The sequence below is a fragment of the Allobaculum sp. Allo2 genome (genome assembly GCF_022701175.1).
GTDB lineage: Bacteria > Bacillota_I > Bacilli_A > Erysipelotrichales > Erysipelotrichaceae > Allobaculum > Allobaculum fili.
This window is the reverse complement of sequence record NZ_CP078088.1, coordinates 69,616-82,210: the sequence shown is the minus strand read 5'-3', so window position 1 is coordinate 82,210 and position 12,595 is coordinate 69,616. Positions and strand designations below refer to the sequence as shown.

The window sequence follows — 12,595 nt, the reverse complement described above, 5'->3', positions numbered from 1 at the left end:
TTCTTCGAATCCACAGATCGAAATCGGAAAGTGCACGTTTTGTTCGCTTTTTGAATGTTCGGTCTGGTCCGAATCCGACTGGAACTTGTAAAAATCGGCAGAAAAAGTGTCGGGAAAGATTTACCGGATTCCTTTCAATGTATCCGAAATCGTTGCTTCTTTTGTCCGTTTTGCTTGTTTCAGTCAAGTTCAGACGTACTGTCGATGATTGGCACGATTGTATTAATATGATTGAACTCAACTTATTTGTGGAAAAATAATATTCAAATCAGATGAAAACTGTATAATTCATATCATAAGGACAGGAGAAGTTGATCATGATACGGAACAATCTGGAGGTTGACATTAAAGTCAAGTGCGTGGAAGCAGGGCTTGTTCAGCGTACACTCGCCGAGAAACTGGGCGTGACGTCGCAGTACGTCAATCACATCATTAAGAAAAAGACGGGCTGGTGAATAAGACATTTATTCAGATCATGGAAGGTCTCGGGTATGATGTCGAACTTCGATATGTTCCCAAGAGTGAACGAACCGAAGAGGAAGAAAGCAGGAACGGAGGATGAATTTCCTCCGATTTTTTTGCTTATTTTTCTTTGGAAAAGACAGAGAAGGTACAGCCTGAATCTGTATCGATCGGAACGGCGATCTGCTTTTTCGGTTTTCACAGCCTTCGCGCCGCTAAAAGACAGGTAGAGTGGACTTAAAAGAGGTGTGCATTTTATGAATATCTGCTGGAACAGGGCGCATCCCGATCAGGCGCTGCTGATTTTGAGCAGCGAGGAAGCCCGCAAGAGAAATCCGGAATATTTCACCGGCGAAACGCTGCCGGATCTGAGTCATCCGATTCGCTTCTGCCGCATTCTGTACGATCGCGGCGTGCTTTCGGGTACGTTTGTCATTCCGCGCAAGGAACAGCCGATCGCGGATCGCATGAGCTTTGCGTTTGTTCTGGAAAATGACAGTCTTTGCTTTATCAGCGACGAAAAGGCGTTTCACAGCTATTTGCAGGCGTTTATGGACGAATACACGCTCGATATCTGCAGCGCCTTTCAGTTTCTGCTGCGCTTCATGAACTACATGATTCAGGAAGATGTGTACTTTCTTGAGGATTACAACGAAAAGCTCGAAACGATTGAGGAAAACATTTTCGAAAACAAGGAATCGGGCATGGAACGCTACATCATGATGACACGGCGTGACATGAACATTCTCGGCAACTACTACCTGCAGCTGACCGCGGTCGGCCATACGATGCAGGAGACGATCATCCCGCAGGATCAGCCCAATGAAAACGCGATGATCTCGCTGTTTCTGGCCAACAGTACGCAGCTCGAAAATCTGGCAAGCACGATCAAGGACTATACGTCCCAGATCTGGAATCTGCGGCAGACGCAGCTGTCGGACCGCCAGAACAAAGTCAGTACGCTGCTGACGATCATTTCGACGGTTTTCCTGCCGCTGACGTTCCTGACCGGCTGGTACGGCATGAACTTCCAGGACATGCCGCTGATCAAATACAGCCATGGATATGCGGTCATTATTGTAGTGATGCTGGTGATTGCGGCCGGCGAAATTCTGTATCTGCGCAAGCGGCGCTGGCTCGGATCGGACAAGGCGAAAAAGGAAAACGTCTTCCATCATGACAAAAGCCTGGATAAGAAGCTTCACAAAGCGATTCGTGAAGATCATAAGCAGGCGCGCAAGGATGAAAAAGCCGACGAGGCGCAGGCAAAGGCGTTCCATCCCAAAGACGACCGTCCCGGCGAGTAAACCGAATTGAATTTACCAAGCGTGCCCTTTCGGGCACGTTTTGTTTGAAATACGGGCGTGGTATAGTGCATACGGGCTTTTGCCTGTGCGCATGGATCGGCGCCCTGAAAGCGCAAATCCGTGCCAAGGAGGTCTATTTTGAAGAAAACGATGCATTCAATCGTAAATCGAAGCCTTTCTCTGACACTTGGCGTGCTGATGAGCTTCTCTCTGGCGGGCTGTTCCGGCTATCGCTTCATGGGAGCGGCCAGCGAGGCACAGGCGGTTAAGGATACCACCAAGTATGAAGAAGTGAAGAACATTCTGGAAAACGAATGGTACTACGGCGCCGACAACCCGAATCTCGACAGCGAGCTGACGGAAAAGGCGCTCGAGGGCATGACGAGTTTCGAAAACGATCCGCATACGATGTACCTGCCGCTCGATCGTTCGACCGACTACAGCCAGCAGCTCGCTGGAAACAATGTCGGCCTGGGAGTGGTCTGCTATCAGAACGCCGGGCAGCCGATGCGGCTGAAATCGATTTTTATCAATTCGCCGGCGGATGAAGCCGGACTGAAAGCCGGCGATGAAATTTTGAAAATCGATGATCTTGACGGAACGGGAACGCCGCTCGATCAGATCATCGAATACATTAAGGGCAAGCCGAATACATCGGTGCACCTTACGGTGCGCCGCGACGGCCAGACGCTGGAAATGGATCTTACCCCGGCCCAATACGATTCCACAGTCGCGTTTGATGTCGAAGACGGCTATGGTCTGGTGAATCTTTCGTCCTTTTCCCAGAATTCGGGAAAAGACGCGGTTGAGGCGTTCAAGCGCCTGGAAGAAGCCGGCACGAAAAATCTGATCCTCGATCTGCGCGGCAATACCGGCGGCTATCTGCACGCCATGCAGACGATCGCTTCCGCGTTTCTGCCTGCCGACAGCGTGCTGTTCAAGGAAAAGCTGCGTGACGGCACCGTGCGCGAAATTACCGTCGCCGATGACAGCTATCAGGCGAACTTTGATCACGTGTACATTTTGCAGAACGGGCTGACGGCCAGTTCCTCGGAAGTGCTGATCGGCGCTCTGAAAGATCAGATCCCGGACAAGGTCACGACGATCGGATCGAAAACGTACGGCAAGGGCACGGAACAGCTGAACAAAGTCTTTGAGGACGGAACTACGCTCAAATACACCGTCGCCGAATGGCTGACGCCAAACGGAACGTCGGTCAACATGGTCGGCATCGAACCGGACGTACCGGTTGAAGTCGAAGAATACCAGAGCGTCGGCTACCGGCTGATGAACGAAGACGAAGAGCCGATCCGGCCGGATACGGTGAACGACAACGCCGCGGCACTGCAGATTTTCCTGCGCGAGCTCGGCTATCCGGCGGTACGCGGCGACAATTACTATTCGCCCGAAAGCGAAGCGGCTCTGCGCCAGTTCCAGAGCGATAACGATCTGGAAACGACCGGCGAAGCGGATGCGAAAACGTTCGCGCTGCTCGTCCAGAAAGTCTCGGAAAAGATCAATACCGAAGGCTACGACAGCGATACGGTGTTCCAGAAAGCGCTCGAGCTGATGAATTCCTGAAAAATAACGCTTTGTTCCTTTACAGGCGGTCTATTCGGAGTCTTTCGAAAGGCCGCCTGTTTTTTGATACAAAGCGAGTCGGAACTTGCACGGTCCGGCGGGCTTCGTTGACAGAGTGGAGAGCCTCTGGCTATAGTGCATGCGACAGAGTAAGGAAACAGGCGTCAAGTGTGCCGGAAATGGGGAGTCGGTCCGGCAACGAAAAGGGTTACCCTTGCGGTTTGTTTCCTGCATCCCGCTGCACAAGAAGGAACCCTCCTTTTTCTGCAACGAGGAAAGGAGGAATATGTCATGAAAATCAAATCGCTTTTCGAATGGAAAAGCGCCCGTCTGTCCGTCCGTTCCATCGCGGGCATGGCGATGCTTTGCGCCCTGTATGTGGTGCTCAATATGTTTTCGATTTCCCTGAGTGCGACGCTTGAGATTCGCTTCTCGTTCATCGCGCTCGCGCTGAGCTGCGCGCTCTACGGGTTCTTGCCCAATCTGATCTTCTGCTTCGTGGCGGATCTTCTCGGCTTTCTCGCCCATCCGACCGGACCGTACATGCCGTTTTACGCGATGGTGCTCATGGTCAAGGCGCTCATTTACACCCTGTTCTTTTACGGACAGAAAAATGTGAGCGTATGGCGCATCGTTCTCGGGGAGGCGGTGGCCATTCTGGTCTGCAACGTGATTCTTACCCCCTGGTGCTGACCATGCTTTACGGCACGCCGTACTGGATTCTGGTGACTGGCCGCCTGCTGAAAAACCTGATCGCCTGGCCGCTCAACTCCATTATGCTGTTCTTGAGCATGCGTCTGCTTCCAGCGCTCAGTGCCCGCACGCAGCTGCGCTCCTCGCATGCAGCCTGAAGCCGATCCCCAAAGCGAGTACATAAACCGAAAACAAAGCGGAAAGTATACGAAAAATACAAATAAAACCGATAAAAAGACGCCTCTTCGAACCGACCTCGAAGAGGCGTCTTTGCCTAGAAACAGTAAGTCACCCGGGATGCAGCAACGCAGAATTGCAGAATCGCGGAAATGCCGGAATGAGGGGAAGCCGGATCCGCGCAAGTCCGGCTTTGACTCAGGCAGAGGGGGCCTGGTCAATGGCCGCATGCAGAGCCTGAAGAACTTCTCCTGCAAAATAGAGCGAACCGCATACGAGAGTATTTTTATTCGTGCTTTTCAGGCGCTCAAGCAGCGTATCGAAGGAAAGAACATCGAGGTTTTCCTTTTGCGCGAGCGTATCGAGCCGGGCCAGACGCTGCGATTCGAAATGGACAAGATGAATGTCCGGCGCAATCGTTTGCAGCCTTGCGATCATTTCGCGGGCCTGCTTGTCGGCAAGAACGGAAAAGAAAATCTGATCGATGCTCCAGCCGCCTTCCTGAAGACTTTTGCAGAGGGCGTCTATGCCGTTGGCGTTGTGGGCGCCATCTACAAAAAGCAGCGGATGGCTGCGGACGATCTGAAAGCGGGCGGGCCAGAAAAAGCGATCGATGGCCTGTTTCTGCTCGTCTGGCGTGAAAGAGAAGCCGGCCTGTTCGAGCAGCGTTCGCGCGCAAAGATAGTTTTCTTTCTGATAGGCGGGAAGTGCCGGATTCCACAGGGGATCAAGCGGGGAAAAATCGCGCGAAATTTCGATCAGAGTCGCGTGCTTCGTTTTGGCGGCGTCCTGAAATACGCGCAGGCAGGCGGGATCCTGCTCCGCGGTAACTAGAGTCATGCCTTCCTGAATGATGCCCGCTTTGGCCTGGGCAATCTCGGTTTTGGTCGAACCGAGCAGCCCCATGTGATCCAGGCCGATCGATGTGATGATGCCCCACGGATAGTCGAGAGCCGTGGTGGCGTCGCGCGTTCCGCCAAGACCGGTTTCCATGAGGACAAAATCGGGGCGGACTTCCTGAAAGAGGGCGCAGGCCATGAAGAGATCCATTTCAAACATCGTCATGTCGCGCGCTTTAAACGTTCTGGCGTACCGGTCGTAAAGTTCTTCCCATCGATCCATGGAAATCGGCTTCTGATTCAGACGGAACCGCTCGCTGTGAACCACTAGGTGCGGGGAAATGAAAGCGCCGGTGCCCAAGCCTTTCTGGGCGAGCAGCAGTTCCAGCCAGGTGATGACGGAACCTTTTCCGTTGGTGCCGGCGACGTGAATCGAATGGGGGAAAGGGAGGGGCCAAAGTCTTCGGCCAGCCATCCTCTCAGCTGATCGAGAGAATGGTTCAGGCCTTTGTGCCGTTCCATTTCCTCGACTTTCTGCATGCATGTATTCGTCATGGCTATAATGATAAGACGAGGCACAGAAAACAGCCAGCCGGCAAAGCCCCCTTCCAAATCGAAGGGGCGTGTACAGACGTGCTGGAGAAGGGAGAAACTGCATGGAATGGAAAGATGTCATGGAAGAAGAACTTCAAAACGGAACGTTAGGACCGATTCGGGCGTTTCTCGAACAGGCGTACGCGTCTTCTCCCGTCTACCCCGCAAAGGAAAACATTTTTAAGGCACTGGAAATGACTCCGCTCGATCAGGTCAAAGTCGTGATTCTCGGTCAGGATCCGTATCACGAACCGGGTCAGGCGCAGGGATATTCCTTTTCGGTGCCTTCACAGGTGCGCATTCCGCCTTCCCTGCAGAACATTTACAAGGAACTGAGCGCGGAATATCAGGTTCCGGTGTATCGCACGGGCAATCTGTCCGACTGGGCGGCGCAGGGCGTGCTGCTGCTCAACTCGATTATGACGGTGGAGCAGGGCAAGCCGCTTTCCCATTCAAAAATCGGCTGGCAGAAATTTACGGACGATCTGATCCGGGTGCTCAACAAACAGGATCAGCCGATCGTCTTTCTGCTCTGGGGCGGTCACGCCCGCAAGGCGAAGGCGCTGCTTGACAATCCGAATCATCTGGTGCTGGAAGCCGCGCATCCTTCGCCGCTTTCGGCCAACCGCGGCTTTTTCGGGTGCAATCATTTCGTGAAAGCCAACCAGTTTTTGCAGGAACACGGAAAGGAACCCATTTTCTGGACTGAGGATAACAGGCAAATGGCCGACTGACGGCAAGCCCTCTTTTACAATGAAGACAGAAATGAAAACGCCTGTCTGAAAGAGAGGGAGACCTATGAAAAGAAAACGCCGTATGGCAAATGGATTTTCTGGACTGTGATCGGCATTGCCGCCCTGATCGGTCTGTATTTCAGCCTGATGCCTCATTAAGAAAGAAACTGTCCCTTCGCAGCAGTTTTGCGAAAGGAAACAAGGACATAAAGAAACAGAAAAATGGTGCACGCTCCATGGTTTGGAGAATGCACCATTTTTTAACGGGAAATCGAGGAACTTGGCCGGATTCCTGCCGGCACGTTCCTGCGGGATCCTTTTGCGGGCTGTGTTCTGCAGGTCTGGCTGTCGGACGGATTTTCCGTGTTTTCTGTTTTTGGATTTTCCGGCTTTTCGTTTATTGCTTATTGCTTATTGCTTATTGCTTATTGCTTGCTGTTTATCGCTTTTGGCTTTTCTGATTTTTGGATGCAGGCTTCGTCTGATATCAGGCGTCGGCCTTGAGCTCGAGAATCATGTCGCGCAGTTCGGCTGCGCGTTCGAATTCGAGATCGCTGGCGGCCTGCCGCATTTCGGCTTCGAGTTCCTGAATGTATTTGGCCGTATCCTTTTGGAAAGCTTCTGCTTTCTTCGCAGGTAGCGGGCCGTCATTTCCTTCGTTTCCTTGGAATGAACGACTTCGCGGATCGGCTTGATGATCGTTTTCGGCACGATGCCATGCTCTTCGTTGTACGCCATCTGAATGGAACGGCGACGGGCGGTTTCGTCGATCGCGTAGCGCATGGATTCGGTAATGGAATCGCCGTACAAAATGACTTTGCCTTCGGCGTTTCGCGCGGCACGGCCGATGATCTGAACGAGCGAGCGCTTGGAGCGCAGGAAGCCTTCCTTGTCTGCGTCGAGAATGGCGATCAGGAAACTTCCGGAATGTCGAGGCCTTCTCGAAGCAGGTTGATGCCGACGAGCACATCGTACTTGCCACGGCGCAGATCCTGAATGATCTCGGTGCGTTCGATCGTTTTGACTTCGTGATGCAGCCAGGCCACCTTAATGTCGAGATTTTTCAGATACTCGGTGAGGTCTTCGGCCATGCGTACCGTAAGGGTGGTAATGAGCGTGCGCTCGCCTTTGGCGATGCGGTCGCGGATTTCGCCGACGAGGTCGTCGATCTGTCCTTCGGTCGGGCGGACTTCAACGATGGGATCGAGAAGACCGGTCGGACGAATGATCTGTTCGACGATTTCGCCTTCGGTCTGTTCGAGTTCATAGTCGCCGGGCGTGGCGGATACGTAAATGGACTGCGGGGCCTTTTCTTCAAATTCCGAAAACGTCAGCGGACGGTTGTCGAGAGCGGACGGCAGACGGAACCCGTAGTCGACCAGCGTCTGCTTGCGGGCGCGGTCGCCGTTGAACATGCCGCGGATCTGCGGCAGGGAAACGTGGGATTCATCGACGATCATCAGAAAGTCGTCGGGGAAATAGTCAAAAGGGTGTACGGCGTTTCGCCGGCTTTGCGGCCGTCGATGTGCCGGGAATAGTTTTCAATGCCCGGGCAGACGCCGAATTCGCGCAGCGCTTCGATGTCGTAGCGGCAGCGCTGTTCGAGGCGCTCCTTTTCCAGCGGCTTGCCGGCGCCTTCAAAATATTCCAGACGGTCTTCAAGTTCGGCCTCGATGGAATTGGCGGCGCGTTCCATGATGTCCATGCTTGTAGCGTAGCCGCTGGCCGGATACAGGTTATAGAGGTTGTACGCCTGAATGAGCTGGCCGGTGAGCGGGTTGACTTCGCAGATCCGCTCGATTTCATCGCCGAACATTTCGATGCGGATTAAAAAGCGGTCCGTATAGCCCGGCGAAATTTCGATGACATCGCCGCGCACGCGAAACGTGCCGCGCGCCGGTTCCATGTCGTTGCGCTTGTACTGCTGGGCGATCAGACGGGAGAGCAGGCTCTGACGGTCAATCTGCTCGCCGACACGGATCGTGTCGATCATGTTTTCGTACTGGGCCGGGTCCGAAGCACCGTAAATGCAGGCGACCGAAGCGACGATGATCGTATCGCGCCGGTGCAGAACGGAGTTGACCGCGGCCATGCGAAGCATGTCGAGCTCTTCGTTAGTTTTCGTGTTTTTATCGATGTACGTATCGGTTTTGGGCATGTACGCTTCCGGCTGGTAATAATCGAAGTAGGAAACGAAGTATTCCACCCGGTTGTTCGGGAAAAATTCCTTCAGCTCGGCGTACAGCTGGCTGGCGAGCGTTTTATTGTGGGCGAATACAAGCGTGGGCTTGTTGACCGCCGCGATGACGTTGGAAATGGTGTAGGTCTTGCCGGTACCGGTGGCGCCAAGCAGAACCTGATGCTTCTTGCCGGCCTGGATGCCTTCGACCAGCTCGGCAATGGCCTGCGGCTGATCACCGGCAGGGGGATAAGGAGAAACAAGTTCAAATTTTTCGTCCATAGTTCATCCTTTCTAGTCAGGCAGACCGCCATAGGCAAAAACGCGTCTGGACCGATGCCTCTTTTCTGGATGGCGGGCTTTTCGCGGCTGCACTTGCGATCTGCAGGATTCGAAGAAAAAGTCTGTCTCTGTCTGCACGGCGTCGTTTTGTCCGGCAAGCCGAAGGCGCAGAAAGGAATGCGCCCCCAGACAGGCTATACTTAATTTTAGCAGAGCCGTCAAAGGCGCCCGCCTGCGGCCCTTTCTTAAACTGCGCATAGAGGCAGGCTATGGAGTTTCCAGCAGATTTTGCCGGTTCCCTTGCGGAACGGCCGAAAAATACTGCTTTTGCGGCCAGCTGTTTTAGCCAGTGCAGGAAATTTTATGCGCCAAAGAAGACTTTGCGAAAACCAGAGGAAAAATAGAAGACAAAGTGATTTTCCAAGAGGAATGCCTGCCCTGCAGGCCGTAAAATAGATTCAGGAAAGGCGATGATACCCTGTGCACAGAACGAAAACAAGACCGGTATTTGCGGGAAATGTGCAGATCGGCGGAAACAATCATGTGGTGGTGCAGTCGATGTGCTCCATCAAGACCGATCATACTGACGAAGTCATTTCCCAGATTCTCGAACTTGAAAAATGGGCTGCGAGCTCATTCGCGTTTCGGTGATGGATTTCTCCGATGCGCGCGCGATCGAAACGATCCGCAAGGCGATTCACATTCCGCTTTGCGCCGACATCCATTTCGACTACAGACTGGCGCTGGCCGCCATTGAAGCCGGCGCGGACAAAATCCGGCTCAATCCAGGCAACATCGGCAGCCGCGCGAACGTGGAAGCCGTCGTAAAAGCCTGCAAGGAAAAACACATCCCGATTCGAATTGGCATCAACTCCGGTTCGCTCGAAAAGGACATTCACGACAAGTATGGCAAGCCGACTGCCGAAGGCATGATTGAATCGGCGCGCCGCCACGTGGATATTCTGGAAGATCTCGGCTTTTACGATATTGTGCTTTCCTTCAAGTCGAGCGATCCGCTGCTCTGCATGGAAGTGTACCGGCTGGCGAGCGAAACGTTCGACTATCCGCTTCATCTTGGCGTAACGGAAGCCGGCACGCAGATGACGTCGGCGATCAAATCGACGCTCGCGCTTGGCCCGCTTCTGCTTGAAGGCATCGGCAGCACGATTCGCATTTCGGTCAACGGCGACGCGCAGAAGGAACTGCCGATCGTGCGCGAACTGCTCAAGGACTGCCGGCTGCTCGCCGACGTGCCCAATCTGATCGCATGCCCGAGCTGCGGCCGGACGGCGTGGGACATGAAACCGGTCGTCGATGAAATGGAACAGTGGCTGCAGACGCTACGCAAACCCGTTACCGTAGCCATCATGGGCTGCGCGGTTAACGGACCTGGCGAAGCGCGTCACGCGGACATTGCAATCGCGGGCGGAAAAGGCGAAGGACTCTTGATCCGCAAGGGAGAAATTATTGAAAAATCCCGGCCGATCAGATGGTCGAACGCCTGAAAGAAGAGGTCCTCAAGTTCTGAAACCATCCTGTTTTTCGGGGAAAATAAAGCAGTTTGTGAAAGAATGGACCAATTAGGCAAATCAACAGCACAATGGTATATTGGTGGATGGAAATCCATACACACAGAGGTAAACAGAACATGATTATTTCAAAATTAGCTGAACGGATCCGCGGCAAGGATGTCCGGATCGTATTTACAGAAGGCTGGGACAAACGCGTTATGGGCGCTGCCGTTCGTCTTGCGAAAGAAAACATCCTGAAGCCGGTCCTGCTCGGTGAAAAAGAGCAGATTGAAGCCTGCGCAAAGGAAAACGGTTTTGATCTCACCGGCATCGAAATGATCGCTCCAAGCGAATTTGCGGACAAGGAAGCCATGATCACAAAAATGGTTGAACTCCGTCGAGGAAAAATGTCCCGTGAAGCCGTTGCGGAAGCGCTGAGCCACACCAACTACTTCGGCACGATGCTCGTTAAAATGGGCTATGCGGACGGTCTGCTTGGCGGTGCGACCTATTCCACAGCCGATACCGTACGTCCGGCTCTCCAGCTGGTAAAGACGGCTCCAGGTCAGTCCATCGTTTCTTCCACATTTATTCTGGTTAAAGGCAACGAACAGCTGTTCATGGCTGACTGCGCCATCAACCGCGACCCGAACCCGGATGAACTCGTAGAAATCGCCATTCAGACAGCAGACACTGCCCGCAAGTTTGGCGTAGAACCAAAAGTGGCCATGCTTTCCTACTCTTCCTTCGGCTCCGCTACCGGTCACTGCGTAGCCAAGATGGACGAGGCGACGACTCGTCTGAAACGTATGCCGCTCGACTTTGACGTAGACGGCGAAATGCAGTTTGACTGCGCCGTTGTACCGGAAGTCGCTGCACTGAAAGCACCGGAATCCAAAGTTGCCGGTCATGCCAACACCTTCATCTTCCCGAACCTTTCTTCCGGAAACATCGGCTACAAGATCGCTGCCCGTCTGGGCGGATGGGAAGCTTTAGGCCCAATTCTGCAGGGTCTGAATGCGCCGATCAACGACCTTTCCCGCGGTGCCAACGAAGAAGAAATCTACAAGATGGCGATCGTTACCGCTGCGCAGAAAGCCCTCGGTATCTAGTCGATTCTTCCCCGTTTTTCATGGAGAAACTCCATGGATCGAATTTAAAAAGTATATCCATAAGGCTGCGGCTCGAAAAGCTGCGGCCTTTTTCTTTGCTCTGCAGAGAACGGGCGGTATGAACGGTACGAAATGAAGCGGGGCGCCGTATACTGAATAGTATGAAAAACTGGAAAAATTCCCTGGCCGATTGAAGAAGGCGCCGTTGCGGATTTCGCGGACGGCGAACTGATTCTGGCGGTCAAGGATGACGAATGGAACGATGCCCAGCTTGAGCGGGCGGCCGAACCGTTTACGGTCGAAGTGTGCGAGACCAATGGCATTGTGATTTTCTTGATGGAAGGCGGACCGCTCGATACGTGCGACTTCTATTTCAACATTCAGGACTGTGAAGCCAAAGACGAATTCCTGGCGCAGAAAAATCTGAAAGTGCAGGCCGTCCTCATGGACAAGGAGGATATTATCCGCATTATTAAAACGGCTTTGCTTTCCGAAGAAAAACAAAAGAAGTAATCGATCTGCTGAAAAACAGGAAAACTTTGAATTCATGCCCGGTGAGTACGACTGCAATGTGGAAGGGCTTCAAAGCGCTTACGAACCGACGGAACTGGCAAAATACGCGAAAACTTCATTTGAACTTCGTTGATTGCCTGTACATTCGGTAAACTTGAACCTGAACGAGAGCATCCAGACGATGCTCTTTTTAACCCGGCTGTCCGCTTTGGAACAGCCGTCGCGGCGGTCTGGAAATCGGATCGCTAGGAAAGGGAAATCGAAAAGGCCGCAGCCGGCTTCTTTCCATAAGAGCGGCTGGCGGCCAGAACCCGAGAGAGAAAAATAAGGAGACAACGAGATGAAAGCAGTTATCAGTGTAGTCGGCACGGACCGCGTAGGCATTCTGGCGCTGGCCGCCAATGCCTGTGCCGATCATGGCGTCAACATTCTGGAAGTCGCGCAGACCATTCTGGACGGCATCTTTTCCATGACCATGATCGTGGACATGGATCGCATGGATACTACCTTTGATGAGTTTACACAGGGCATGGAAGCGATCGGACTGGAAAATGAACTGGTCATCCGCGTCATGAACCAGGAAATCTTTGAAGCGATGCATACGATTTAGA

11 protein-coding genes, 2 pseudogenes and 1 riboswitch are annotated in these 12,595 nt (G+C 53.1%); of the genes and pseudogenes, 10 read left to right on the top strand and 3 right to left on the bottom strand.

Features of this window, described 5'->3' with window-relative positions; translation table 11 throughout:
* Positions 1-317 precede the first annotated feature (317 nt).
* From KWG61_RS00520 to KWG61_RS00500, 5 genes are all read left to right on the top strand, one after another.
* Positions 318-455, top strand: a complete 138-nt coding sequence (locus tag KWG61_RS00520; RefSeq protein ID WP_242744613.1) for a helix-turn-helix transcriptional regulator — start codon at positions 318-320, stop codon at positions 453-455.
* A gap of 264 nt (positions 456-719) precedes the next feature.
* On the top strand, positions 720-1,769 hold the full coding sequence (locus KWG61_RS00515) for a CorA family divalent cation transporter (RefSeq protein WP_230268113.1): 1,050 nt from the start codon (positions 720-722) through the stop codon (positions 1,767-1,769).
* Positions 1,770-1,919: 150 nt separating this feature from the next.
* Positions 1,920-3,350 carry a S41 family peptidase gene (locus KWG61_RS00510; protein WP_230268112.1) on the top strand — a complete coding sequence of 477 codons (1,431 nt, stop codon included), beginning with the start codon at positions 1,920-1,922 and terminating at the stop codon, positions 3,348-3,350.
* A gap of 143 nt (positions 3,351-3,493) precedes the next feature.
* Positions 3,494-3,593: riboswitch (THF riboswitch) on the top strand.
* A gap of 48 nt (positions 3,594-3,641) precedes the next feature.
* Positions 3,642-4,043, top strand: coding sequence for an ECF transporter S component (locus tag KWG61_RS00505; protein ID WP_242744612.1), 402 nt, complete (start codon positions 3,642-3,644; stop codon positions 4,041-4,043).
* A 2-nt stretch (positions 4,044-4,045) separates the two neighbouring features.
* Entirely contained in the window at positions 4,046-4,201 is a 156-nt protein-coding gene (locus KWG61_RS00500) for a hypothetical protein (RefSeq protein WP_242744611.1), read from the top strand.
* Positions 4,202-4,418: 217 nt separating this feature from the next.
* On the opposite strand, the gene KWG61_RS00495 is transcribed toward KWG61_RS00500, so the two are convergent.
* On the bottom strand, positions 4,419-5,441 hold the full coding sequence (locus KWG61_RS00495) for a folylpolyglutamate synthase/dihydrofolate synthase family protein (protein WP_242745473.1): 1,023 nt from the start codon (positions 5,439-5,441) through the stop codon (positions 4,419-4,421).
* The gene (locus KWG61_RS00490) at positions 5,387-5,614 is read right to left on the bottom strand and encodes a hypothetical protein (RefSeq protein ID WP_242745753.1); all 228 of its coding nucleotides are present in this window, start codon (positions 5,612-5,614) and stop codon (positions 5,387-5,389) included. Before KWG61_RS00490 ends, KWG61_RS00495 begins: the two co-directional genes overlap by 55 nt.
* A gap of 101 nt (positions 5,615-5,715) precedes the next feature.
* Here KWG61_RS00490 and ung point away from each other — a divergent pair, with 101 nt between their 5' ends.
* Complete coding sequence (gene ung / locus KWG61_RS00485) at positions 5,716-6,387, top strand: uracil-DNA glycosylase (RefSeq protein WP_230268109.1); 672 nt, start codon at positions 5,716-5,718, stop codon at positions 6,385-6,387.
* Positions 6,388-6,874: 487 nt separating this feature from the next.
* Here the strand turns inward: ung and uvrB are convergent.
* Positions 6,875-8,848: pseudogene (gene uvrB / locus KWG61_RS00480) on the bottom strand (excinuclease ABC subunit UvrB).
* A 480-nt stretch (positions 8,849-9,328) separates the two neighbouring features.
* On the opposite strand from uvrB, the pseudogene ispG reads away from it, so the two are divergent.
* The 4 genes and pseudogenes from ispG (at position 9,329) to KWG61_RS00460 (ending at position 12,594) form a co-directional block, all read left to right on the top strand.
* Positions 9,329-10,376 (top strand): annotated as a pseudogene (gene ispG, locus KWG61_RS00475) (flavodoxin-dependent (E)-4-hydroxy-3-methylbut-2-enyl-diphosphate synthase).
* A 120-nt stretch (positions 10,377-10,496) separates the two neighbouring features.
* Positions 10,497-11,471 (top strand): phosphate acetyltransferase, encoded by a 975-nt coding sequence (gene pta / locus KWG61_RS00470; protein WP_230268106.1) that lies wholly within the window; start codon positions 10,497-10,499, stop codon positions 11,469-11,471.
* 303 nt (positions 11,472-11,774) lie between these two features.
* Positions 11,775-11,984: a hypothetical protein gene (locus KWG61_RS00465; RefSeq protein WP_242744610.1), complete on the top strand. Its 210-nt coding sequence runs from the start codon at positions 11,775-11,777 to the stop codon at positions 11,982-11,984.
* Positions 11,985-12,324: 340 nt separating this feature from the next.
* Positions 12,325-12,594 (top strand): ACT domain-containing protein, encoded by a 270-nt coding sequence (locus KWG61_RS00460; protein ID WP_230268104.1) that lies wholly within the window; start codon positions 12,325-12,327, stop codon positions 12,592-12,594.
* The last annotated feature ends 1 nt before the right edge of the window (position 12,595 follow it).

Excerpts from the sequence above, each read along its gene's own strand:
- KWG61_RS00520 (WP_242744613.1), top strand. The coding sequence starts at position 318 with ATGATACGGAACAATCTGGAGGTTGACATTAAAGTCAAGTGCGTGGAA.
- KWG61_RS00515 (WP_230268113.1), top strand. The coding sequence starts at position 720 with ATGAATATCTGCTGGAACAGGGCGCATCCCGATCAGGCGCTGCTGATT.
- KWG61_RS00510 (WP_230268112.1), top strand. The coding sequence starts at position 1,920 with ATGCATTCAATCGTAAATCGAAGCCTTTCTCTGACACTTGGCGTGCTG.
- KWG61_RS00505 (WP_242744612.1), top strand. The coding sequence starts at position 3,642 with ATGAAAATCAAATCGCTTTTCGAATGGAAAAGCGCCCGTCTGTCCGTC.
- KWG61_RS00500 (WP_242744611.1), top strand. The coding sequence starts at position 4,046 with ATGCTTTACGGCACGCCGTACTGGATTCTGGTGACTGGCCGCCTGCTG.
- KWG61_RS00490 (WP_242745753.1), bottom strand. The coding sequence starts at position 5,614 with ATGACGAATACATGCATGCAGAAAGTCGAGGAAATGGAACGGCACAAA.
- ung (WP_230268109.1), top strand. The coding sequence starts at position 5,716 with ATGGAATGGAAAGATGTCATGGAAGAAGAACTTCAAAACGGAACGTTA.
- pta (WP_230268106.1), top strand. The coding sequence starts at position 10,497 with ATGATTATTTCAAAATTAGCTGAACGGATCCGCGGCAAGGATGTCCGG.
- KWG61_RS00460 (WP_230268104.1), top strand. The coding sequence starts at position 12,325 with ATGAAAGCAGTTATCAGTGTAGTCGGCACGGACCGCGTAGGCATTCTG.